This is a genomic window from Pyxidicoccus xibeiensis (genome assembly GCF_024198175.1).
Lineage (GTDB): Bacteria > Myxococcota > Myxococcia > Myxococcales > Myxococcaceae > Myxococcus > Myxococcus xibeiensis.
This window is the reverse complement of record NZ_JAJVKV010000004.1, coordinates 1,069,722-1,091,851: the sequence shown is the minus strand read 5'-3', so window position 1 is coordinate 1,091,851 and position 22,130 is coordinate 1,069,722. Positions and strand designations below refer to the sequence as shown.

Genomic DNA, 22,130 nt, shown 5'->3' with positions numbered 1-22,130 from the left:
GCCCCTACTCGGGGCGCATGCCGAAGAGCGTCAGTCGCTCGTCCGGCGCGAGCCCCACGAGGAGCTGGAAGTTCCGGGGGCCGAACGCCACCCGGTACGTGTAGAGGCGGTCATCGCCCAGCGGGGTCCGCTCGAGCAGCACCAGCGGTCCGGTGGGCCCCAGCTCGCGCAGCTGCGTCTGGTACAGCTTCGCGCGCTCCGGAAAGAACCCCGCGCGGAGGTAGGCGAAGTCCGCCGGCGCGAGCTTCCCCTCCCGGGTCTTCTCCAGCAGCGCCGCGATGTGCGCGGTGACCTGGGGCTCCTTGTCCTCGATGGGCTTGAGCTCCGGCCGGGCGAGCGCGGGGTTCAGGAGGGCCACGAGGCCCTCCACGAACCGCGTGGGGTTCGCCGCCGAGGAGTTGGTCAGCACGACGATGGAGATGCCGTCTCCCACGAAGCGGGAGAAGGCGCTCCTGAAGCCCTGCCACGCACCGCCGTGCTGGTGCAGCGGCTTCCCGGCCCGCTCCAGCAGCTGCCAGCCAAAGCCATACGGATAGGTGGCGCCGCTGGTGAGCGTCGCGGGGGTGAGGATCTCCTTCCAGCTCTCCGGCTTCAGGATGGCCCCCTTCTGCACCGCCGCGTCCCACGCCAGCAGGTCCCGCACGGAGACATACATGGAGCCGTCTCCCGTGGTGTTGAGCGAGGGCGAGACCCACTCCTGGTTCTTCACCTGCCCGTCGACCATGCGATAGCCGGCCGCGCGGTGCGGGACGATGTCCGCCTCGCTGATGATGCGAGCCGTCGTCATGCCCGCGGGCTTGAAGACCTGCTCGCGCAGCACGTCGCCGTAGAACCTGCCCGCGACGCGGTTCACGATGATGCCCAGCAGGACGTAGCCGGTGTTGCTGTAGCTCCAGCGCGCGCCCGGGGTGAACTCGGGCTTCAGCGCGTAGGCGAACTTCGCGAGCTCCTCATCGGTGTAGTCCTTCCGGTAGTCGAGCGTGCCCTCCAGGTCCGGGAGGCCGGAGGTGTGGTTGAGGAGGTGGCGCACCGTGAGGGCCTTCCAGGAGGCCGGAGCCTCGGGGAAGAACTTCGTCAGCGGGTCCGCCAGCGCGAGCTTGCCCGCCTCCACCTGCAGCATCACCGCCATCGCGGTGAACTGCTTGCCGATGGAGCCCGCCTGGAAGAGCGTCTCCGGCCTGGCGGGGACCTGGTGCTCCAGGTTCGCGAAGCCATACCCCTTCGCCAGGAGCACCTTGCCATTCTTCACGACGCCGATGCCGACGCCGGGCACCTGCTGGCGCTCCAGCTCCGCTCGCACGAAGGCGTCGATGCGCTGAACGGGGCCCTGCGCGGCGGCGGGGCGGCTCGTGGCGAGGCCCAGGAGGAAGACGGCGAACACGGCGAGACGGCGGGGGAAGGACACGGACATGACTCCTTCGGAGCGGGAACGGGCGTGACTGTACCCGCCGCGGGTCAGAGCGCCACGAGCGTTGCCCGGGTGCCGCGCAGCTGGCGCAAGTCCCTCCCGGGAGGCGCGCCGAACAGGCGCCGGTACTCGCGGTTGAACTGGGAGGGGCTCTCGTAACCCACCCGGAAGCCCGCGGTCGCCACGTCCACCTCGTCACTGAGCAGCAGGCGCCGGGCCTCCTGGAGCCGCAGCTGCTTCTGGTACTGCAGGGGGCTCAGGTTGGTGACGGCCTTGAAGTGGTGGTGCAGCGCGGACGGGCTCATGTGCACCTTCCGCGCGAGGTCCTCGATGCGCAGCGGCTCCCGGAAGTGCGTCTTCAGCCAGTCGATGCTCTTGACGATGCGCTGTGCCTGGCTGTTCGCCGTGGCAATCTGTCCCAGCCTCCAGCCGTCCTCGCTCCTGAGCAGGCGGTAGAGGATTTCGCGCATCGTCAGCGGGGCCAGGGTGGGGATGTCCTCGGGCGTGTCCAGCAGGCGCACCAGCCGCAGCGCCGCGTCCACTAGCGGCGCGGGCGTCTGACCGATGAACAGCGCCCGCGAGCTGCCTCGCTCCGCCGGCGGGGGCGCGCCCGTCTTCAGCACCAGCTCGGCGAGCTCTCCCGGGTCCAGGTCCAGCCGGAAGCAGAGGTAGGGCGTCCGGGGCGTGGCGTGCGTCACCTGCCCGACGGCGGGCAGGTCCACCGAGATGACGAGGTGCTGCGCGGCCCCATAGCGGTAGACCTCCTCGCCCACCATCACCCGCTTGGCGCCCTGGACGATGATGCACAGCGCCGGCTGGTGCAGGACGTGGAAGGGCTCACCGGCGCTCGATGCGCGGATGAGCGAGAGGCGCTCGATGGCCGTCGGGTGCATGCCGTCGCGCCGGGTGAGGTGCTCGAGCCAGCCGGCCAGCTCCGCCAGCCGCTCGGGCGCACCGGGGTGGAGGGCCGGCTGCTTCGCCTGTGGGGTCGTCGCCATGTGGCTCCAAGGGTAATCCGGCCGGGGCGTGCGTGCCGTGCAGGAACAGGCAAGAGCCCGCCAGGAACGGTCTACCGGCGCGGGCCCCCCGACTCCTAGATATGGCTCAGCCCCGAGGCGCACCGCCCCGGGGCTCCTGACTCACTTCACCGAGGAAGAACCATGTCTGGAATCAAGGGGAAGGTCGTCGTCATCACCGGGGCCAGCAGCGGCATTGGCGAGTCGACTGCTCGGCTGCTCGCCCGGCAGGGCGCTCACGTGGTGCTGGGAGCGCGGCGCGAGGACCGGCTCGCGGCGCTCGCGGGCGCCATCCAGGCCGAGGGCGGCTCGGCCCGCTACCGCCGCCTGGACGTGACGCGGCTGGAGGACGTGCAGTCCTTCGTCGAGTTCGCCGTGGGCGCGTTCGGCCGCGTGGACGTGCTCATCAACAACGCCGGCGTCATGCCGCTGTCCAAGCTGGACGCGCTGAAGGTCGACGAGTGGAACCGGATGATTGACGTGAACATCCGCGGAGTGCTGCACGGCATCGCCGCGGGCCTGCCGCTGATGAAGAAGCAGCGAAGCGGGCAGTTCATCAACATCTCGTCCATTGGCGGCCACGCGGTGTCGCCCACGGCGGCCGTGTACTGCGCCACCAAGTTCGCCGTGATGGCCATCTCCGAGGGGCTCCGCCAGGAGGTGGGCGGCGACATCCGGGTGACGGTGATTTCGCCCGGAGTCACCGAGTCGGAGCTGGCGGAGAGCATCAGCGACCCGCTGGCCCGCGACACGATGAAGGAGTTCCGGAAGGGGGCGATTCCGTCCGACGCCATTGCTCGCGCCATCGCCTACGCCGTGGAGCAGCCCGCCGACGTGGACGTCAGTGAAATCATCGTGAGGCCGACAGCGAGCCCCTACTGAGCGTTGCCGTCAGTGTGCGAAGAGGAGGCCCTCGGGAGGGGTGAGGAAGAAGGCGACGTCCATGATTCGGAGCTCTACCCCGGGACGTGCGGGCCCGGGAGGGACGCTTTCTGGACCGCGAAGGCGGATTCAGGCATGCCGGAGGCCTACGGCCCACCGGCTCCAGGGACTGACTGGAGCCCCACCCGGTGAAGGAAGCGCATGCGAGCCTGTCCGTGCTGCATGGAGATGCTGACGCCCGGTCTGCTGGGCTTCGGGGGCCGGCACCTGGCGGGGCACTGCGAGGCCTGTGGCGATGCCGTCTGCCAGGCGTGCCTCTCCACGCAGGTGCTGGAGGCAGGGGTCTTCCGCCGCCGTGCGGGTGGCGCCGTTCGTGCGCGCGAGAAGGTGAGGGGGCGGGTGTGCCGCTCCTGCCTGTGGGAGGTGCTCACGGACCGGGGCGAGACGCCGCCCTTCGCCGCTCCTCGCGGGCAGCGCGAGCGCGCGGCGAGGGAGGCTCGGGCCACGTGCACGCATCCGGCCGTGAAGCCGAGCATGGCCTTCTGCCCGACGTGTGGTGACGAGGTCCCCTGGAAGGCCGAGCACGGCAATCCGGCCTGCGAGGCCTGTGGCGCACCTTCCCACCACTCCTTCAACCACTGCTGGGCGTGCGGTGAGTCGTTCGACGAGGAGAACGAACCGCAGACCGTCGCCCGGGGGTACAGGCTCGAGTTCGACTGCGACTCGGAGGCGTGCGCGGGGAAGCTGGCGTGGCTCATGCCCTTCTGCCCGTGGTGCGGCGACGAGAAGCAGTGGCATCACGACGGGGCTGGCGACCTGGCGTGCTCGGAGTGCGAGAGCGACCTGGACCGGGCGTGGGCCTTCTGCGTGCGCTGCGGAGAAGAGGCGCCGCTTCCCGAGGACTGTCCCCGGTGCGGGCTGGGGCTGGAGAAGGCGGAGTCCGCTGCCCGCTGCGAGCAGTGCCGGAACATCGTGTGCGGCGATTGCTGTGACGTCCACACCGTCGCGACGGAGGCCGGAGCGCGGCAGGAGCGGCTCCTGTGCTCCGAGTGTGGTGTGGGTGTCGACACGGCTCCGGAGCCGGCTGAGCCTCAGGCCGCGGAGGCAGAGGAGGACGAGGAGGAGGAGGACGCTGGGGAGGACGAGGAGGAAGAGGCGGAAGAGGACACCGAGGAGGAAGAGGACGCCGAGGAGGAAGAGGACGCCGAGGAGGCTCCATGCGAGGCGCCGCCGCCCTCTCCCTGGGAGGTGCTGGGCGTTGCGCCCCATGCGCCGCTGGCCGAGGTGAAGCGGGCCTACCTGTCGCTGGTGGCCCAGTACCACCCCGACAAGGTCGCCCAGTTGGGGCCCAAACTGCAGGCGCTGGCGCAGGAGGAGACCCGTCGCCTCATCGAGGCGTGGGAGCAGATTCGCAAGCAGGCGCGGTAGAGAGGGGTCTGACCTCAGGTAGGGGGCTGGACCATGCGCATCGAACGGCTGAACGGGTGGAGCACCTGCTGCGCCGTGCTGCTCCTGCTGGTGGCGGGCTGCACGACGTCAAAGGTCGTCCGGTTGGACACGGGGGAAGGCACTCCCAGTGTCATCACGCCGCGAAAGGTCGTCGGCGCCGAGGTCGAGACCGCGGAGCTGCACCCCGTAGAGTGGGCCGGCGCGGTGAGGGAGCTGGCCAGGACAGCCAGGCCCTTCACGCGAATGCCGCTGCGGGAAGCCCGGGCGTTGTTCGGCGTGCCGTCGCTGAGCGGCGTGTACGAGTACGACTGGCGCAACAAGCGACTCATCGGGTTGACGGCCGAGACGCGCGCCCTGCACCTGGATGACCCGGACGAGAGGTTGGCGAAGGACTACCTCCGCTGGTGCGAGCGCGGTGGGAGCCCCCCGGGAGACTGCCTCGGTATCCTGGAGACCGGCCCGCTGCTGCGGAGCGAAGCGAAGTTCACCCTGGCGCTGGCCCTGGGCATGGGCTCGGTGTGGGACGGAACGGAAGCAGAGCTGAGGAGTCTGACGAGCGGCAGGGCGCTGGCCGCGACAATTGCCACCACCGTCGCGATGTACTTCACGCTCCTGATACTGCCTGAGCCAGTCTCGAAGGGCGTGGCGGCGGTGATTTCCGTGGCCGCCATTGCCTGGCTGGGCTTCGACACCTTCATCGGGCTCCTGGATGCATGGGCGGACCTGGTGCTGAAGTCGGATGCGGCGCTGACCTTCGGCGAGCTGCGCGACGTGGGGGACGCGTTCGGGAAGGTGCTGGGAGAGAAGGGCGCCCGGTTCTTCGTGATGATGGCGACGGCGGCGACGGGCAGGACGGCGGGCGAGCTGGCCTCGAAGGTGCCCACCCTGCCGGGAGCGTCCCAGGCCGCGCTGACGCTGGAAGGACAGGCCGGAGTCCGGCTCGGCGCTCTGGTGCAGGTGCACGCCGTCGCGGTGAACTCCGAGGGCATTACCATCCACCTCGCCCCCAGCGCGGTGGCGATGGCCTCGGAGAAGGTGACGAGGAGGCGGCCCGCACCGCGGAGCCAGCGGTCCACCGCGTCCACCATCAGCCCGCTTGGACAGGGGCAGGGCTACCCGACCTTCGATGCCTTCAAGCAGGCCCATGGAAAGGCGGGGGAGGGCAGGGCGTGGCATCACCTCGTCGAGCAGCGAGAGGCCAACGTGAAGCGCTTCGGGGTCGAGCGCATCCACAACACCGACAACCTCGTCCTGCTGGACAAGACGGTTCATGACCGCATCAGCGCGCTCTACTCATCCATCCGCCACGACATCACGGAGTCGACCGTCTTGACCGTGCGGCAGTGGATGAATACGCAGTCCTTCGAAGCGCAACATGAGTTTGGGTTGCTCGTCCTGAAGAATGTCTCGAATGGAGTCTGGTGATGGAGCTCGATGCCCTCGTCGAGGAGTTCGCGCGCAACGTGGCCGCACAGGGGGATGCGATAGGGCGGGGCGACTCGAGGACAGGAAACAAGCACGCCCGCCGCTATACCGCAGCACTGGAGCAGCTGCGCCTGCGAGGTGACGAGGGTCGCGAAGCACTCACCGTGTTGCTCGAGCACCCCCGCGCTGATGTCCGCGCGACGGCCGCCGGCTTCCTCCTTCGCTACCGGACCGCGAAGGCAAAGGCTGTGCTCGAAGGGGTCATCAAGGAAGGAGGGCTCGCCGCGATTGGGGCAACGATGACCCTGAAGCGCTGGAATGAGGGGACCTGGAGCCTCGACCCCGGCTGAGGTCCGTGAGGGTTGCCGCCCGGTCCCGCAGGCTGCGCGCGAGGGGCACTTCGAGCGGCTCACGGCACCCGGGTGAAGTCCTCCCACGGTGCGGGGCGCGCGGGCTCTATGCTTCCCCTGTCGCTTCCCGTGGCCTGATGAAGGTGCTCCCATGTCCGCCTCCGCTCCCGAGGCTCCCGTCTACGTCCAGGCGCTCATCTTCCTGGGCGCGGCGGTCGTCGCCGTACCCCTGTTCCGCAAGCTGCGCCTGGGCTCCATCCTCGGCTACCTGGCCGCGGGGCTCGTCATCGGCCCGTTCGGGCTGGGGCTCTTCTCCGACAGCACGTCGGTGATGCACGTGGCCGAGCTGGGCGTCGTGCTCTTCCTCTTCATCATCGGGCTGGAGCTCAACGTGTCGCGGCTGTGGTCCATGCGCCGCGACATCTTCGTGCTCGGCACGGCGCAGGTGGTCTTCGCCGGCCTGCTCATCATGCTCTACCCGCTCCTGGTGGCGAACCGGCCCTGGCAGGCCGCGCTCATCGCGGGGCTGGGGCTGGCGCTGTCGTCCACGGCCATGGTCATGCAGATGCTGGGCGAGAAGGGCGAGGTCCAGCACCCCCACGGCCAGAAGGCCTTCGCCATCCTCCTGCTGCAGGACCTGGCCATCGTCCCGCTGCTCGCGCTGGTGGCGCTGCTGTCTCCCCAGGACTCGGCTGGAGCGGACCCGGCCTGGCTGTCCGCCGCGAAGATGCTGGGCGGCGTGGCCGCCGTGGTGCTCACGGGCCGCTACCTGCTCAGTCCCTTCTTCCGCGTGCTGGCGAACGCGGGCGCCCACGAGGTGATGACGGCCGCCGCGCTGCTCGTCGTCATCGCCGCGGCCACGCTGATGACGTACGTCGGGCTGTCCGCCGCGCTCGGCGCGTTCCTTGCGGGCGTGCTGCTCGCCGAGTCCAGCTACCGACACGAGCTGGAGGCCGACCTGGAGCCCTTCCGCGGGCTGCTGCTCGGGCTGTTCTTCATCTCCGTGGGCATGACGGTGGACCTGAAGGTCATCCTGAGCCACTGGCGCGTGCTGCTGGGCGCGCTCGTGGCCGTCATCCTCATCAAGACGACGGTGGTGTACGGGCTGATGCGGCTGCTGCGCAACGGGCACGAGGTGTCCATCCGCACCGCGCTGCTGTTGCCGCAGGGAGGGGAGTTCGGCTTCGTCCTGTTCTCCACCGCCGTGGCCGCCGGGGTGATGGTGCAGGAGCAGGCCACGCTGCTCGTCGCGCTCGTGACGCTCACCATGGCCGTCACTCCGCTGCTGGCGGCGCTGACCCCCCGGCTCGTGGGGCGGAGCTCGGCACCCGAGCGGAAGGAGAGCTTCGATGGTGCGCGCGGCTCCGTGCTCATCGTCGGCTTCGGCCGGTTCGGGCAGATGGTCGCCCAGCTGCTGCTCGCCGAGGGCGTGGACGTCACCACCATCGACAACGACGTGGAGATGATAGAGGCCGCCGAGCGCTTCGGCTTCAAGGTCTACTACGGCGATGGCACACGGCTGGACGTGCTGCGGGCCGCCGGTGCGGAGCGGGCCCGGCTCATCTGCGTGTGCGTGGAACGCAAGGAGGCGGCCAGCCGCATCGCGGAGCTGTGCCGGACGACATTCCCACTCGCGCAGCTATACGTGCGCGCCTACGACCGCGTCCACGCGCTGGAGCTGCTGGAGCATGGCGTGCACTACCAGCTGCGGGAGACGTTCGAGAGCGCCATCGCCTTCGGGCGCGCCGCGCTGGTGGGGCTGGGGCTGCCGCCGGAGCGCGTGGTGGAGGTGGAGGAGGATGTCCGACAGCGCGACAGGGAGCGCTTCGCATTGCAGCAGCAGGGCCGTGACGCCCAGGCGGGAAATGACAAACTCTACACGCGCCCTGTTCCCCGCCCCGAGCCGTTCATTCCTCCCCAGCGGCAGGCCGTCGCGCTGAACCCGTCTCCCAGAGGGGAGGGCGCGACGGAGGAGGAGGGGAAGGACCGCTAGGCTGGCGTGGGGTCTCCTCACTCTCTACGGAGGCTGCGCTCCTTTCTGGCTGTGTGGGGAGCCCCACTGCCAGGACGGGGGCGGGCCTCCGTATACGTATAGGCGCTCCGGGGATGCTGGAAGACGGTGTCAGGCTTCGGCTTCACCTCGCGCCAGAAAGAGAGACGAGACATGTCGATGACCCAGCAGTCCCTCGAAGGCAGCAGCCCTGGCGCGGGTGACGCCGCGCGCGAGTCCCCGGCGAAGCGCCGGGTGCCGTTCGCGGTGAAGACAGGAGTCCGGGCGGGGGAGAGTGAGCCACCTCCGACCAACAGCGCGCAGGACAACGAGCCGGCGGTGCGTGCCGAGGTGGCTCCGGCGAAGCGCCGGACGCCCTTCGCTGTGAAGACCGGAATCCGTGCCGGGGCGAGTGAGCCTCCCCCGCAGAGCGAGCAGGACAACGAGCCGGCGGTGCGCGCGGAGCCCGGGAGCGTCAAGCCGGAGCGCCGCAGGACGCCCTTCGCGGTGAAGACGGGGATTCGGGCCGGGACAAACGATGACCCTCCGCAGAGCGCCCAGGACAACGAGCCTGCCGTGCGCTTCAAGCCGGAGGACCGGCGTGCTCCCTTCGCCGTGAAGACCGGGGTCCGGGCCGGGCAGAATGATCCGCCTCCCACCCAGAGCGAGCAGGACAACGAGCCGGCGGTGCGCGCCAGCGTTCCCCGGAAGTGAGCGCTGAAGCACCTCTGGCCTCCCGATGACCCTGAGTGACGAAGCCGCTACCTTCCATGCACAGGCCCTGACGCTCGCCGACGCTGGCGAGCTTCCCGGGGCTCTTGCTGCCTGCGAGCAGTCGCTGGCCCTCTTCGAGCGCGCGGAGGACACGAGCCCGGTCGACCTCGCCAACGTGCTCAACATGCTGTCGGGGCTGTGCGCGGACGGAGGTCAGCTGCCCCGGGCCCGCGCGGCGGCGGAGCGCTCGTGGCAGCTGATGCGCGAGCTGGAGGGGCCCCCCGTCGAGGTCGAGCGCGTCCGCGTGCAGGCGCTCGCCGCGCGCGCCCTCGTGTCCCGCTTCGAGGGGCGCTACGAGGAAGCCGCCTCGCTCTATGAGGAGGCCCTCCAGGAGAACACGCGCGCCTTCAGCGCTGAGGACTCCGAGGCCATCTGGCTGCTCAATGGCCTGGGCATGGTGTGCAAGTTCGCCGGCTGGTTCGAGCGTGGCGCGCGCTCCTACCGGCGCGCACTGCGGCTCCTCGAGCGGCGGCTCGGCCGCAGGCCCTTCCAGAGCGCTCCCATCTTCCACAACCTGGGCGGCCTCGAGCACGCGCGCGAGCGCTATGCGCGGGCCGAGCCCTTCGCTCGCGCCTCCGTGCTCCTGCGCGAGGCGAAGCTGGGCGCGCACCACCCCTCCGTCGCCCGGGACCTGGCGGCCCTGGCGGCCATCGTCGTGGGCCGCGGCCGCTACGACGAAGCGGAGGCGCTGCTGCTCCGGGCCTACGTCCTGATGGAGCGCGCGTATGGGCTCCACCATCCGGAGCTCGGTGTCTGCGCCAGCAACCTGGCCACGCTCCTGTCCGCCCGGGGCGAGCTCGAAGAGGCGGAGGCCCGCTACCTCGAAGCACTCGCCATCAAGCGGCGCGCGCTGGGCGACGCGCACCCCGAGGTGGCGAAGACGCTCAACAACCTGGGCGTCGTCCTGGCCCGGCTCGGCCGGAATGATGACGCGAGGGACGCGTACACCCGCGCGCTGTCCGTCCTCCACGCCACCGTCGGCGAGGCCCATCCGACAGCGGCGGCGTGCCGTGACAACCTCGCGCTCCTGGAAGCGTAGGGGGCGCGACATGGACAGACAGTCCAATGGGGGGCGAGTTGTCCTTCACCTCCCAGCCAGGCGCCAGGGAGATGGGCAGCGGCGCGTGGCGGTGTTAGGCCATACGTGTGGCCAGGCCTCCCGAGTCACCTCCCCTGGAAGCACCCGCTCCTGACTCGTCGCCCTCCGGCTTTCCCGTCGGGCTCCTCGAGCAGCTCCCCGAGGCCATCGCGGCGCTCAGCCGGGAGGCGCGCTTCCGGTATGTGAATGGCGCCGCCGAGCGCTTCTTCGGAAGTGCGCGAGGCGAGCTGCTGGGGCGCGAGGCGTGGGAGGCGCTGCCCGGGGACGACGGCCCCATGGTGCGCCAGGCCCTGGAGCGCGCCGCGGCGAGCGGCCAGTCCGAGCACTTCGAGCACTTCTCCGAGTCCCGCCGTCAGTGGCTGGACGTGCGCGTCCACACGGGTGCGGACACACTCTGGCTCGTCATCACGGACCTCACGGGGCACAAGCAGGCCGCGAGGCTTCGCGTCCTGGCGGAGGCCTCACGCGCGCTGTCGGCCGCGAAGCTGGAGCTGGAGGAGGTGCTCGACACGGTGGTCCGGCAGGTGGTGGCCCACCTCTCCGACTCGTGCGGCGTGGCGCTGGTCTCCGCCGACGGGCAGTGGCTGGACACGGTGGCGTATGACGACGTCCGCCCCGCCGACAAGGCCGCCTTCCAGGCTGCATCCGCGCGCTCGCGGCTGCGCATCGGGGAGAGTGTCATCGGCAAGGTGGCCCTCAGCGGCCAGCCCATGCGCCTGCTCCGCATCTCCGGCGAGCAGCTGGCGAAGACCCTCAGGCCCGAGCACCGCGAGATGGTGCTGCGCTCGGAGCACTACAGCATCCTGGCCGTCCCGCTGCTGCTGCGCGGAGCGGTCATCGGCACGTTGCATTGCGTGCGCCGCTCTCCCCGGCCCGCCTTCGACGACGACGACGAGGCGCTGCTGCGCGAGCTGGCCGACCGGTCCGCGCTCGCCATCGCCAATGCGCGGCTCCACCAGGAGACGCTCATGCAGGCCCGCGTCCTCGACTCCATGGCGGAGGGGGTGAGCGTCTCCGACGAGCACGGCCTCATCGTCTACACCAACCCGGCCGAGGACCGGATGTTCGGCTACGGGCCCGGGGAGCTGCAGGGCCAGCACGTGACGGTGCAGAACGACTACCCGTCCGAGGAGAATGCCCGCGTCGTGGAGCAGGTCATCACCGAGCTCAAGGCGACAGGTGTCTGGTCCGGTGAGTGGCGCAACGTGCGCAAGGACGGGACGCCCTTCGTCACCCGGGCCCACATCACCGCCCTGGAGCTGTGGGGCCGGCCGCACTGGGTCTGCGTGCAGCAGGACGTCAGCGAGCAGAAGCGCGCCGAGGCCGAGCGCGCCGCCCTGCTGGCCGCGGAGCAGGAGGCGAGGACGCGGGCGGAGCGCACCGCGGAGTACGCCCGCCGGCTCCAGCAGGTGACCCAGCTGCTGGGGCAGGCGCTGTCACGGGACGAGGTCGCCGGGGCGGTGCTGGAGGTGGGCGTGGACGCGCTGGGGGCCGTCAACGCGGGCATCTGGCAACTGGACGCCGCCACCGGGCTGCTCGAGCTGATGCAGTCCCGCGGGTACGCGCCCCAGACGGTGAAGGGCTTCGGTTCCTTCTCCGTGGACGCGCCGGTGCCGCTGGCGGAGGCGGTGCGCCAGGCGGCACCCCTGTGGATGCGCAGCTGGGCCGAGTATGCCGAGCGGGTCCCCGCGTCCGAGGAGCGCGCCTACGCCGTGCGCCACCGCCATGGGATGGCGAATGCGTGCCTGCCGCTGCTCGTGGAAGGGCGGGCCATCGGTGGGCTGACGTTCGGCTTCGAGGGCGAGCACCCCTTCGAGGACGTGGAGCGCTGGTTCCTCCAGATTCTCACCCAGCACGCGGCGCAGGCGCTGGAGCGCGCGAAGCTCTTCGAGGCGCAGCTCGTCACCCAGGGCCGCCTGGAGGCCATGGTCGCCGAGCGCCAGCGCGCCGAGGAGCGCATGCGCTTCCTCGCGGAGGCGAGCGCGCTGCTGGCCTCCTCGCTCGACTACGAGCGCACGCTGGCCGCGATGGCCCGCGTGGCGGTGCCTGTCCTCGCGGACTGGTGCGCCGTCGACGTGCTGGAGGACGATGGCCACGTGCGCCGGGTGGTGGTGGCCCACGAGGACCCGGAGCGGGCCCGGCTCGCGCTGGACTTCCACCGCCGCCATCCCCCCGACCTGAGTGCGCCGGGAGGGCTCGGCAAGGTGCTGCGCACCGGGGAGCCGGAGCTGATGGAGGCCATTCCCGAGGCGCTGCTCGTCGCCACCGTGCCGGACCCGGAGCGGCTGGCGGCGGTGAGGGCGCTGGGCCTCCGCTCGTATCTCAGCGTGCCCCTGCGCCGCCGGGGCCGCGTCGTCGCGGCGCTGACGCTGGGGTATGCGGAGTCGGACCGGCGCTACACCGGGGACGACCTGCGGCTGGTGGAGGAGCTGGCGCTGCGCGCGGCCACCGCCATGGACAACGCCATGCTCTACCAGGAGGCCCGGGAGGCCGTCGCGGCGCGCGACACCTTCCTCGGCGTGGCGTCCCACGAGCTGAACACCCCGCTCACCTCGCTCAAGCTCAACCTGCAGGGACTGCGGCGCGCGCTGGTGCCGGGCCCCGGCGTGGACGCGAAGTTCCAGTCCGCGGACCGGCAGCTCACCCGGCTGTCCAGCCTCATCCGCGAGCTGCTGGACGTGTCGCGCATCACCGCGGGCCGGCTGAAGCTGGAGCCCGAGCCGCTGGACCTGGCGGAGCTGGTGCGCGAGGTGGCCGCGCGCGTCGCCGAGGACGCGGCGCGCGCCGGGTGCGAGCTTCGCCTGCGCGTCCCCTCGACGGTGCCAGGCCTGTGGGACCGGCTCCGCGTCGACCAGGTGCTGCAGAACCTCCTGTCCAACGCGCTGAAGTACGGCCACGACGGGCCGGTGGACGTGGAGCTGGAGGCCGGCGCGGACTCCGTCACGCTGCGGGTGAGGGACGAGGGCATCGGCATCGCCCCGGAGGACCAGCCGCGCCTCTTCCAGAAGTTCCTGCGGGTGGCCAGCGAGCGCCACTACAGCGGCTTCGGCCTGGGCCTCTGGATTGTGAGGCAGGTGGTGGATGCGATGGAGGGCCGCATCCACGTGGACAGCGACGTGGGCCGGGGGGCGACGTTCACCGTCGTGCTCCCCCGGCGCATGCCGCCCTCCGCGCGTCCGGACGTGTGAGCCGCCGCCTCAGCCGCGGCGGGACGCCTGGGGCACGTCGATGTGCAGCTCGACGCGCCGGTTGGCCGTGCGGCCATTCTCGGTGGTGTTGGGGGCGACGGGCTCCGTCTCGCCCTGGCCCAGCACCACCATCTGCCGCTCCTCGACGCCGCGGCCCCGCAGCACGCGCGCCACCGCGTCCGCGCGCCGCATCGACAGCGACTCGTTGAAGGGCTCCGTGCCCCGGCTGTCGGTGTGGCCTTCGATGGTGATGCGGTCATCCGGGTACTTCGCGAGGATGTCGCCAATCTGCGTGAGCTGATTCACGGCGCTGTCGGTAAGCACGGCGCTGTTGGTCTCGAAGAGCAGCTCGCTCTGCAGGTTGAGGAGCAGGCCGTGCTCCGTCTTGCGCGTCTCGGCGACCTTCTCCAGCTCCTGGGCCCGCTTGTCGAGGTAGTTGCCCACACCTCCGCCCACCGCGGCACCCGCCGCCGCACCCACGGCCGCGCCCTTCCAGCCGCCGGCAATGGCGCCCGCGCCCGCGCCCACGATGCCGCCCGCGGCCGCGCCCGTCGCCGTGCGCTTGCCGGGCGTGGCACAGCCACCCGCGCCCAGCATCGCCGCGGACAGGAGCACCGCCGCCGCCTTGTTCCGAACCGTCGCGTTCTTTCGAGTCGTCACGTGAAGCCTCCTTGTCACGAGGTTGGAAGGCTTCACATGGAAGGGCATTCACGCAGCCCCTGCACGTGCCTGGACGACTGCCTGCTGTGCAGGCACCGCGCGCCGTGACGCCCGGGGGGCGGGCAGGGGGGCTCTCAGTCCGCCGACATCGCCTCACCTGGAGACACCCGGGCGGTGTGTCACACGCGGATGGGCGGCTCGATGAGCACCGGCGGCGTGGCCTTCGGGTCGTCCGGGTCGAAGGCGGGCGCGTAGGGGCCGGCGTGCGTCTCCTTCCACTTCCGGGGTACGCGCTCGACGCCCACCGGGTACACCTTGAGGTGCCCGTCCTCGTTGATGTGCAGCCGCAGGAAGTTCTTCCAATCCGGCAGCGCCAGCGAGATGAACGCCTCGTTGGAGTGGGCCTTGAAGAAGTTGACGCTCAGCCACAGGTACAGGCCCATGACGAAGGGGCCCACCAGGAAGCCGCCCAGGAAGGTGAGCCCCGAGGACAGCAGGAACTTGCCCGCCAGGTGCGCCCAGCCCGCCGTGCAGTTCAGCCCGTCCGGCGTCAGGTCGGGACAGATGCCCATCCCCGTCACCGTGAGATACGTGGCGCCCCACGCGGTGAAGAACGCTGCGAGGATGTGGCCAAGCCCGTGCATCGTTCCCATCAGCACCCGCCACCGGCCGAAGGCCGCGTCCGCCAGGCCGATGAGCCCGCCGATGGTGCCCAGCCCCAGCACCATCGTCCATGGCCGGGTCAGCATGCTGTTGGCCACCGCGAGGATGACCTGGGGAAGCTGGGACAGCCCCAGCGAGCCCACCTCCGCGTAGGCGGCGAGCGCGAGGAGGAGGTACAGCCCTCCCGTCATCAGGCCGAACAGCGGGCTGTAGCGGATGAGGAAGAGATTCTTTCGCGCCAGCTTCCGCGAGGTGCGCTCGTCCGGGAAGCTCTTCTGCAGCCGGTAGCCGTCTCGCAGCACGTGCGCCGCCGGTGCGTGCGTGGGGTGCAGGAAGGCGCCGCCTCCGCCCGCGGTGATTTTCTGCCGGCCCGCGGCGTCCTCGTGCCGGCGGTAGTGGTGCAGGTCCCCCGCGAGGAAGATGCTGATGCGCCGGCCCAGCACCTTCTCCTGGAGGTACTCCAGGTTGTTCTCCAGGTAGCTGCCCTTGCGCCGCGCGGTGGCCGCCATCACCCACACGGGCTCCGCGTTGCAGAGGATGATGCGGTCGTCCGGGCCCATGTGCTGGGCCACCTCGCGGAAGTACTCCACCTGCGGCACGTCGATGTCGCTGTTGAGCTGTACGTCCGTGCCGATGAGCCACCAGCGGTGCGGCAGCTTCAGCGCGAAGTAGCTGCGGCTCTGCCGCGTGCGCCGGCCGGCAATCCACCGGTTCGCGCAGAACAGCCGCATGAAGGCGGATAGCCCGTCGTACCAGTCGTGGTTGCCCGGAATCATGAACAGGTCCGGGTTGGGCGCCTGCGAGCGGCGCATGGCCGCCTCGTAGGGCTGCACCAGCCGCTCCTCGTACACCTCGCGGCTGGCCCCGGGGTACACGCCGTCTCCGCCCAGCACCAGCACCCGCCCGCGCTTCGTGGCGTGCGGCTCCAGGCGCGAGTTGCCCCGCACGGGCAGCGTCAGCTCCGGCAGCGCGAGCAGCCGCGCCACCGTGTACGTGGAGTTCCAGCCGTCACCGGTGTCCGCCACGTAGTCCAGCCAGAAGCCGTCCTCGGTGAGCGGCTCCTGCGAGTAGTCGAAGAAGGGCGCCTGCGGCCGCACCACCGCCTCGATGAGCCGGTGGTCCGCGCGCGCGCCGAACACCGCCGCCACCAGCGCGTCCAGGCCCGTGCGCAGCAACTGCGCGGGGTGCAGCCAGCGCACCATGTCCGCGCGCCGCTGGGGCCGCGTCGCCATGCCGCTGTCGGAGGTGGGCAGCCCCTCGCGCGGTGACACCAGGTAGGGGCGCTCGCCCGTCACGGGGGCGTCGGCTGGCCTCGGGGAGGGCTCGCGTCGCGGCGCGGCCCCGTCCTGCTCACTTCCCATGGGGCGGGTTCTCCCGGGGGCCCTGCGTGAAGCGCGCCTCCGGTCCGGGGCCGGCGTACACCTGCACCGCGCGGAACGCCACGTCCTGCGACACCACGCGCGCGGAGTGCTTCTCCCCGGCGGGGATGTAGACGGCGTCACCCTTGGCCACGCGCAGCTTCTGGCCGGAGACCACCATGTCCGCCGCGCCGTCCTCGATGTAGAGCAGCTCGGCGCTCGTTGCGTGGACGTGCTCGGGCACCTCGCCGCCGGGCTGGAGCTCCAGCAGCGTCATCGACGCGGCGGTGGCGCCCGTGGAGGGGTTGAGCAGCAGCGTCGCGCGGCCCTTGCCCCCGGCGATGATGTGGCGCGGGGCCTCGGACGTCGGCACGCGGTAGCGCGTGCCCTGCGTGGCGGGCGTGTCGGAGGCGGGCGCTGGCGCGGACGTGGCGGGCCGGGCCGGTGCTCCGGATGCCGGGGTCGCCTGGGGCGCGGGCTGGGCCGGGGCGCCGGATGCCGGGGCCGCCTGGGGCGCGGGTTTGGCGGAGGGAGTCGGCGTGGCGGCCGCCAGCAGGACGGGTGCGGCGAGCTGGGCGGGCGTGGCTGCTGCCTGCAGAACGGGCGCGGAAAGCTGGGCGGGCGTGGCTGCTGCCTGCAGGACGGGCGCGGAACGCGGGTCGGGCGTGGTGGCCGTCGGCAGGACGGGCGCGGAGAGCGGGGCACGCGGTGCGGCCGCCGACAGCACGGGCGCGGAGGCCGTCACCTTCGCGGGGGACCTGGGGGGCTGGGGCGCGAGCTGGAGCTTCGGCTCACGGGCCCAGGAGAGGGCGGCGGCACCGAACCCGACGGCGAGCACGGGAATCAGGAAGCGTGGACGCATGGCTGCTCTGCATTACCACGGCCGTGGCCCTTGCCTGGAGGGCAGGCGGGCGCAGTTGGGCGTTCCCCGCCGGCCCGGCCTGGGGCACCCTGCCGCCATGTCGGACGCGCCCCTCAAGGACTTCCCCGTCGTCGTGCCCTTCACGCTCCACTGGAGCGAGATGGACGCCTTCGGCCATGCCAACAACGCCCGCACCTTCACCTGGTTCGAGTCCTCCCGCATCGCCTACTTCGCCCGCGTCGGCCTCACCGGCCCCTCGGGCGCCGGCGAGGACCGGACTCCGGGCGGCATCGGCCCCATCCTCGCGGCCACCAGCGCGGAGTACCTCCGCCCAGTCGTCTTCCCCGCGCGCCTGGTGGCCGGCACCCGCGTCACCCGCATCGGCACCTCGTCCATCACCATTGAGCACGCCGTGGCCGGCGAGGACGATGGCGTCCTCTACACCCGGGGCGGCTGCACCATCGTCACCCTGCGCTACGCCACCCACGAGAAGGTCCCCGTGCCCGCCCCCATCCGCGCCTCAATCGAGGCCCTCGAGGGGCGCTCCTTCACCCCGTGAGGCTCGGTCCGGTTCGGGACGGACGCGCACACAGCCATGGGGCACACGCGCCCATGAATGCTAGGACTCGGCGCACATGAGTGACCCCGTGCTGGGTTTCTACGAGGGAATGGCCGAGGAGTACCACCTGCTCTTCGCCAACTGGGCGCAGTCGGTGGAGCGGCAGGGCGCCGCGCTGGATGCCCTGCTGCGCCGCTGCGGCGCGCCTCCGCCCCGGCGCGTGCTGGACTGTGCGTGTGGCATCGGCACCCAGGCGCTGGGGCTGGCCGGGCGCGGCTACGTCGTCCACGCCACCGACCTCAGCCCCGCCGCCGTGGCCCGCGCCGAGCGCGAGGCGCGCGCCCTGAACGTCACGCTCACCACCGGCGTGGCGGACATGCGCAAGCTGGACACCCAGGTGCCCGGCACCTTCGCGGTGGTGCTCGCCTTCGACAACGCGGTGCCGCACCTCCTGACGGACGAGGACCTGGACTCGGCGGCGCGCGCCATGGCCGCGAAGCTGGCGCCGGGCGGGCTGCTGGCGCTGAGCATCCGCGACTACGACACGCTGGTGGCGCAGCAGCCGCGCTTCACCTCGGAGCGCGTGCTGGATGCGCCCGAGGGCCGCCGCATCCTCTTCCAGGTCTGGGACTGGGCCGCGGACGGGCGCACGTACACGGTGCACCAGTTCATCCTCCGCCCCGAGGCCGGCGGGTGGCAGGCCACCGAGCACACCGGCGTGTACCGCGCCCTCCAGCGCGTGGAGGTGGAGCGTGCCCTGACGCGCGCCGGGCTGATGGACACGCGGTGGTACTCACCCGAGGAGACGGGCTTCTACCAGCCCATCCTCACCGCCCGGAGGCCGTGACCCGCCGGGCCTTCGGCGCGCTGGCGCTCTTGCGCGGCGGCTGCTTCGCGCGCGCCTCGAGGATGCGGGGCAGGCTCTCCTCAATCCAGTCGACGAGCACCTCCACGTGCCCGGCGACCTCCTGCCCCAGCGGGGTGAGGGTGTAGTCCACGTGCGGGGGTATCACCGGGTGGACCTCGCGCAGCACGAAGCCGTCCTCCTCCAGCGCGTGCAGCGTCTGGGCGAGCATCTTCTCGCTCACCCCCACCACCTTCCTGCGCAGCTCGCTGAAGCGGTGCGTGCCGTCCAGCAGGGCGACGAGCACCAGCACACCCCAGCGGCTGGTGACGTGCTCCAGCACGCCCCGGCTCTGGCAGGCAGGCGCGTACACGTCGCCTCGCTGCTCGGCCCACTTCGCCATCGCCTTGCTCAGGTGCCGCGTTCTCGGGGACGTCGCCATGTCAGTAGCTTACCTTGAGGTAGGTACTTACGGAAAGTGAGTGTCGCCGTTACGGTGTGTCTCGCGATTCAACGAAGCCCTCGCGACACAGGAGAGACACCCATGATTCTCGTGACTGGAGCCACCGGGAAGCTCGGCCGCCTCGTCATCGACGCGCTGCTCGAGAAGGTCCCCGCCCGCCAGGTCATCGCGGCCGTGCGCAACCCGGAGAAGGCCGCCGACCTCGACGCCCGGGGCGTGCAGGTGCGCCGGGCCGACTACAGCCAGCCGGAGACGCTCGGGCCCGCGTTCGCCGGAGTGGAGAAGGTGCTGTTCATCTCGGGCAGTGAAGTCGGGCAGCGGGTGAAGCAGCACCAGGCCGTGGTAGAGGCGGCGAAGAAGGCCGGGGTCCGGCTGCTTGCGTACACCAGCATCCTGCGCGCGGACACGTCCGGCATGGCGCTGGCCGCGGAGCACAAGGCCACCGAGCAGCTCATCCGCGCGTCCGGCATTCCCTTCGTGTTCCTGCGCAACGGCTGGTACTTCGAGAACTACACCGAGAACCTGGGTCCGGCGCTGGCGCACGGGGCGATGATGGGCAGCGCGAAGCAGGGCCGCATCTCCGCGGCGACGCGCGCGGACTACGCGGCGGCAGCGGTGGCGGTGGTCACCAGCCCGGGGCACGAGAACAAGGTCTACGAGCTGGGCGGGGACAGCGCGTTCACCATGGCGGAGCTGGCCGCCGAGGTCGGTCGCAAGGTGGGCAAGACGATTGCGTACAACGACCTGCCTCGCGAGGAGTACCAGGGCGCGCTGAAGGGCGTCGGCGTGCCGGGGCCGTTCGCCGAGGTGCTGGCGGACTCCGACGTCGGCATCTCCCGGGGGGACCTGGAGGTCTCCACCGGTGACTTGAGCCGGCTCATCGGGAGGCCCACGACTACGCTCGCGCAGGCGGTGGGCGCGGCGTTGCAGCGCTGAGGTCCGACGTCGGCCGGGGCCGCCCGGGAGCGGTTCGGAGCGACACTGTTCGAAAATGTCGGGACATTTCGCGACGCAAAACCCCCGACATTTCCGAACAGTGCGCCTCCGGTCCCGTCGCGGGGCGGGGCAGCGGGCGGCTTCGCTCCGCCAGCTCAGCCGCCGCGCTTCGCATCCGCGGGCGCGTTGGGGTGGCGGACGAGCAGCATGCGCAGCTGGGGCTGCCGGCGCACCGCCTCCTGCTTGAGCAGGTGGGCGATGAGGGCCGGCGGCGCCGCGCTCCAGCGGGCGATGTTCTGGATGAGCATCGGCGAGCGGTAGGTGCGCCCGCACAGGAGCGACGCCGTCTTCCCGTCCACCGGCATGCCGATGAGCGCCGCCAGGCAGCGCCCTTCCGTGTTGATGATGAGCTCCAGCTTCTCCTCCGAAGGCCCGGTGGAGAAGCGCTGGCGCATCACCTCGCGTGCCGAGCGGCGCGTGGACTCGGGGACGTCGCGGTCGTTGGTGACCTTGAACAGCTCCATCAGCCGCCGCATCCCCCACAGCCGACGGAACAGCGACGCGGGCAGCTGCGGGTTGCGCACCAGCCACCGCCGCACGCCCGCGTCCGCCGAGAAGGCCGCCCGTCCGCACAGCGCTTCCAGGCCCACCGGGTTGCGGTGGTTGCGCGCCACCAGTCGCGCGTGCGCCAGTCCCACCCGCGCGTTCTCCAGCACCGCCTTGATGACGGCCGGCAGCGGGTCGAAGCACAGCGCCGACAGCACCGGGTCCTCCGCCGAGTGCGCATGCGCCACGCGCTGGTCCTCCGGCAGCGGGTGCAGCCGTGTCTCGAAGAGCTGGCGGTAGTTGCCCAGCGCCACCTCCGGCTCGTCGTCAGGTGGCTCAGCGTCGTCCGCCGGCTCGGCACCCTCCGTCGAAGCCCTCTCCTCCCGGACGCCTTCAGCCTCATCCGCCGACAGGTCGAGCGTGGGGAGCTCCCCGTCCTGCTCCGGCACAGGTTCGAGCCGCGGGCTCGCGCGCGGCTCCAAGCCCCCCGCGCCTGCGGGAGCAGGGCCCCCATCGGTCACCGGAGGCATGGCTTTCGCGGGCGCAGAATGGCCCCCGGCCGCTGACAGCATGGAGCTTGGGGGCGCCGACCTTCCAGGAGCCGTGGCCCCAGGCGGCCCCACGTCAGCGGCACTTCCAGCCGCCGTGGCCACGGCACCTCCGGGCCTGGGACTTCCAGCAGGCGCTGTCCCAGGGCTCGCGGGTGACGCACCCCTCGCTGGCATCGCCACGCCACCTCCAGGCCTGGGACTTCCGGCAGGCGCCGTCCCAGGGCTCCCGGGTGACGCACCTCCAGCCGGCACCGCCGTGGCCGCGGGCAGCAGGGCGCCCTCGGAGACGAGCCGCGAGAGGATGGTCCTCAGCCGCTCCACGGGCAGCCCCGTCAGCGCGGGAAGGTTCCTGGCCGGCGTGGCCCCGTCCAGCCGGGAGAGCACGAAGCCCTCCTCCGGGCTGAGCACCAGCTTCCTCAGGTCCACCGAGGGGTTCAGCTTGGGAATCCAGTCCGCCATCGCCCGCGAGTCTCCCACGACCCGTGCGCCTCGCGCAGAGCCTCTCGCTCACCGGCCGTCAGGACTGGACGCTCCACGGCAAAATGCGCGTGAGACTGCAAGCCTGCCTGCCCGCTGTACGACCGGCAGGCGTCCCGGCGTATCCACGCCTACACTCCAGCCGCCAGGACGGGTTGACGCGGGGCCCCCCTCCAGACACAACTTCACCCCATGTCCGACCGTCTCCAGACCTATGCCGAGTTCTGGCCGTTCTACCTGCGGGAGCACTCGCTGCCCTCCACCCGCTGGATTCACTTCGTGGGCACCAGCCTGGGGACGGGCATCGGCATCACCGCCGCCGTGACGGGCCGCGGGCTGCTCGTGCCGGCCGCGCTCGTCGCCGCCTACGGCTTCGCGTGGTTCAGCCACTTCGTCATCGAGCGCAACAAGCCGGCGTCCTTCAAGTACCCGCTCTGGTCGCTCATCTCCGACTACCGGATGGCGGCCCTCATGGCCACCGGCCAGCTCGGGCCCCACATGGAGCGCGCCCTCGCGGGCGGTGAGAGCTCCGGCGCCGCGAACCGGCTGGCCGCGGCCACCCAGCAGGCCCGGTAGTCCGCCAGCCTGCTCCTTGAGCGTGCCGGCAGCGGACGTCCGAAGCGGGACGCC

19 protein-coding genes are annotated in these 22,130 nt (G+C 71.4%); 12 read left to right on the top strand and 7 right to left on the bottom strand.

The annotated features are described in order from the left end of the window. Positions 1-4 precede the first annotated feature (4 nt). Positions 5-1,405 carry a serine hydrolase domain-containing protein gene (locus LXT23_RS22325; RefSeq protein ID WP_407692902.1) on the bottom strand — a complete coding sequence of 467 codons (1,401 nt, stop codon included), beginning with the start codon at positions 1,403-1,405 and terminating at the stop codon, positions 5-7. Between the two features lie 50 nt (positions 1,406-1,455). Then, positions 1,456-2,406, bottom strand: a complete 951-nt coding sequence (locus LXT23_RS22320) for an AraC family transcriptional regulator (RefSeq protein ID WP_253982244.1) — start codon at positions 2,404-2,406, stop codon at positions 1,456-1,458. Positions 2,407-2,568: 162 nt separating this feature from the next. On the opposite strand from LXT23_RS22320, the gene LXT23_RS22315 reads away from it, so the two are divergent. From LXT23_RS22315 to LXT23_RS22280, 8 genes are all read left to right on the top strand, one after another. After that, positions 2,569-3,306 carry an SDR family oxidoreductase gene (locus LXT23_RS22315; RefSeq protein WP_253982243.1) on the top strand — a complete coding sequence of 246 codons (738 nt, stop codon included), beginning with the start codon at positions 2,569-2,571 and terminating at the stop codon, positions 3,304-3,306. Between the two features lie 201 nt (positions 3,307-3,507). Next, a complete protein-coding gene (locus LXT23_RS22310) occupies positions 3,508-4,734 on the top strand; it encodes a J domain-containing protein (RefSeq protein ID WP_253982242.1) in 1,227 nt (408 codons plus the stop codon). Between the two features lie 33 nt (positions 4,735-4,767). Beyond that, on the top strand, positions 4,768-6,180 hold the full coding sequence (sitA5, locus tag LXT23_RS22305) for a SitA5 family polymorphic toxin (protein ID WP_253982241.1): 1,413 nt from the start codon (positions 4,768-4,770) through the stop codon (positions 6,178-6,180). After that, positions 6,180-6,530, top strand: a complete 351-nt coding sequence (locus LXT23_RS22300) for a DUF2019 domain-containing protein (RefSeq protein WP_253982240.1) — start codon at positions 6,180-6,182, stop codon at positions 6,528-6,530. Before sitA5 ends, LXT23_RS22300 begins: the two co-directional genes overlap by 1 nt. 151 nt (positions 6,531-6,681) lie before the next feature. After that, positions 6,682-8,523 (top strand): monovalent cation:proton antiporter-2 (CPA2) family protein, encoded by a 1,842-nt coding sequence (locus LXT23_RS22295; RefSeq protein WP_253982239.1) that lies wholly within the window; start codon positions 6,682-6,684, stop codon positions 8,521-8,523. 171 nt (positions 8,524-8,694) lie between these two features. Continuing rightward, a complete protein-coding gene (locus tag LXT23_RS22290; protein WP_253982238.1) occupies positions 8,695-9,234 on the top strand; it encodes a hypothetical protein in 540 nt (179 codons plus the stop codon). Positions 9,235-9,259: 25 nt separating this feature from the next. Continuing rightward, a complete protein-coding gene (locus tag LXT23_RS22285; RefSeq protein WP_253982237.1) occupies positions 9,260-10,333 on the top strand; it encodes a tetratricopeptide repeat protein in 1,074 nt (357 codons plus the stop codon). 107 nt (positions 10,334-10,440) lie between these two features. Further along, positions 10,441-13,581 (top strand): GAF domain-containing protein, encoded by a 3,141-nt coding sequence (locus LXT23_RS22280; protein ID WP_253982236.1) that lies wholly within the window; start codon positions 10,441-10,443, stop codon positions 13,579-13,581. A gap of 9 nt (positions 13,582-13,590) precedes the next feature. Here LXT23_RS22280 and LXT23_RS22275 read toward each other — a convergent pair whose 3' ends face one another. The 3 genes from LXT23_RS22275 to LXT23_RS22265 form a co-directional block, all read right to left on the bottom strand. Then, on the bottom strand, positions 13,591-14,241 hold the full coding sequence (locus LXT23_RS22275) for an OmpA family protein (RefSeq protein ID WP_253982235.1): 651 nt from the start codon (positions 14,239-14,241) through the stop codon (positions 13,591-13,593). Between the two features lie 179 nt (positions 14,242-14,420). After that, the gene (locus LXT23_RS22270) at positions 14,421-16,136 is read right to left on the bottom strand and encodes a metallophosphoesterase (RefSeq protein ID WP_253982357.1); all 1,716 of its coding nucleotides are present in this window, start codon (positions 16,134-16,136) and stop codon (positions 14,421-14,423) included. Positions 16,137-16,254: 118 nt separating this feature from the next. Beyond that, the gene (locus LXT23_RS22265) at positions 16,255-17,124 is read right to left on the bottom strand and encodes a cupin domain-containing protein (RefSeq protein ID WP_253982234.1); all 870 of its coding nucleotides are present in this window, start codon (positions 17,122-17,124) and stop codon (positions 16,255-16,257) included. Between the two features lie 97 nt (positions 17,125-17,221). On the opposite strand from LXT23_RS22265, the gene LXT23_RS22260 reads away from it, so the two are divergent. Together LXT23_RS22260 and LXT23_RS22255 are read left to right on the top strand one after the other, a co-directional pair. Further along, a complete protein-coding gene (locus LXT23_RS22260) occupies positions 17,222-17,683 on the top strand; it encodes an acyl-CoA thioesterase (protein ID WP_253982233.1) in 462 nt (153 codons plus the stop codon). A gap of 76 nt (positions 17,684-17,759) precedes the next feature. Beyond that, the gene (locus LXT23_RS22255) at positions 17,760-18,530 is read left to right on the top strand and encodes a class I SAM-dependent methyltransferase (RefSeq protein WP_253982232.1); all 771 of its coding nucleotides are present in this window, start codon (positions 17,760-17,762) and stop codon (positions 18,528-18,530) included. Here the strand turns inward: LXT23_RS22255 and LXT23_RS22250 are convergent. Continuing rightward, positions 18,511-18,969 carry a winged helix-turn-helix transcriptional regulator gene (locus LXT23_RS22250; protein ID WP_253982231.1) on the bottom strand — a complete coding sequence of 153 codons (459 nt, stop codon included), beginning with the start codon at positions 18,967-18,969 and terminating at the stop codon, positions 18,511-18,513. The genes LXT23_RS22255 and LXT23_RS22250 overlap by 20 nt on opposite strands. Positions 18,970-19,071: 102 nt before the next feature. On the opposite strand from LXT23_RS22250, the gene LXT23_RS22245 reads away from it, so the two are divergent. Next, positions 19,072-19,926 (top strand): SDR family oxidoreductase, encoded by an 855-nt coding sequence (locus tag LXT23_RS22245; protein WP_253982230.1) that lies wholly within the window; start codon positions 19,072-19,074, stop codon positions 19,924-19,926. A gap of 155 nt (positions 19,927-20,081) precedes the next feature. On the opposite strand, the gene LXT23_RS22240 is transcribed toward LXT23_RS22245, so the two are convergent. Continuing rightward, positions 20,082-21,044 (bottom strand): hypothetical protein, encoded by a 963-nt coding sequence (locus tag LXT23_RS22240; RefSeq protein WP_407692907.1) that lies wholly within the window; start codon positions 21,042-21,044, stop codon positions 20,082-20,084. Between the two features lie 648 nt (positions 21,045-21,692). Here LXT23_RS22240 and LXT23_RS22235 point away from each other — a divergent pair. Next, positions 21,693-22,076, top strand: coding sequence for a DUF962 domain-containing protein (locus LXT23_RS22235; protein WP_253982228.1), 384 nt, complete (start codon positions 21,693-21,695; stop codon positions 22,074-22,076). Positions 22,077-22,130 lie beyond the last annotated feature (54 nt).

What these genes read in the sequence shown, in the direction of transcription:
- LXT23_RS22290 (WP_253982238.1), top strand. Translation starts at nt 8,695, where the DNA reads ATGTCGATGACCCAGCAGTCCCTCGAAGGCAGCAGCCCTGGCGCGGGT.
- LXT23_RS22235 (WP_253982228.1), top strand. Translation starts at nt 21,693, where the DNA reads ATGTCCGACCGTCTCCAGACCTATGCCGAGTTCTGGCCGTTCTACCTG.
- LXT23_RS22270 (WP_253982357.1), bottom strand. Translation starts at nt 16,136, where the DNA reads ATGGCGACGCGGCCCCAGCGGCGCGCGGACATGGTGCGCTGGCTGCAC.
- LXT23_RS22255 (WP_253982232.1), top strand. Translation starts at nt 17,760, where the DNA reads ATGAGTGACCCCGTGCTGGGTTTCTACGAGGGAATGGCCGAGGAGTAC.
- LXT23_RS22320 (WP_253982244.1), bottom strand. Translation starts at nt 2,406, where the DNA reads ATGGCGACGACCCCACAGGCGAAGCAGCCGGCCCTCCACCCCGGTGCG.
- LXT23_RS22260 (WP_253982233.1), top strand. Translation starts at nt 17,222, where the DNA reads ATGTCGGACGCGCCCCTCAAGGACTTCCCCGTCGTCGTGCCCTTCACG.
- LXT23_RS22240 (WP_407692907.1), bottom strand. Translation starts at nt 21,044, where the DNA reads ATGCTGTCAGCGGCCGGGGGCCATTCTGCGCCCGCGAAAGCCATGCCT.
- LXT23_RS22265 (WP_253982234.1), bottom strand. Translation starts at nt 17,124, where the DNA reads ATGCGTCCACGCTTCCTGATTCCCGTGCTCGCCGTCGGGTTCGGTGCC.
- LXT23_RS22250 (WP_253982231.1), bottom strand. Translation starts at nt 18,969, where the DNA reads ATGGCGACGTCCCCGAGAACGCGGCACCTGAGCAAGGCGATGGCGAAG.
- LXT23_RS22310 (WP_253982242.1), top strand. Translation starts at nt 3,508, where the DNA reads ATGCGAGCCTGTCCGTGCTGCATGGAGATGCTGACGCCCGGTCTGCTG.
- LXT23_RS22245 (WP_253982230.1), top strand. Translation starts at nt 19,072, where the DNA reads ATGATTCTCGTGACTGGAGCCACCGGGAAGCTCGGCCGCCTCGTCATC.
- sitA5 (WP_253982241.1), top strand. Translation starts at nt 4,768, where the DNA reads ATGCGCATCGAACGGCTGAACGGGTGGAGCACCTGCTGCGCCGTGCTG.
- LXT23_RS22315 (WP_253982243.1), top strand. Translation starts at nt 2,569, where the DNA reads ATGTCTGGAATCAAGGGGAAGGTCGTCGTCATCACCGGGGCCAGCAGC.
- LXT23_RS22295 (WP_253982239.1), top strand. Translation starts at nt 6,682, where the DNA reads ATGTCCGCCTCCGCTCCCGAGGCTCCCGTCTACGTCCAGGCGCTCATC.
- LXT23_RS22285 (WP_253982237.1), top strand. Translation starts at nt 9,260, where the DNA reads ATGACCCTGAGTGACGAAGCCGCTACCTTCCATGCACAGGCCCTGACG.
- LXT23_RS22300 (WP_253982240.1), top strand. Translation starts at nt 6,180, where the DNA reads ATGGAGCTCGATGCCCTCGTCGAGGAGTTCGCGCGCAACGTGGCCGCA.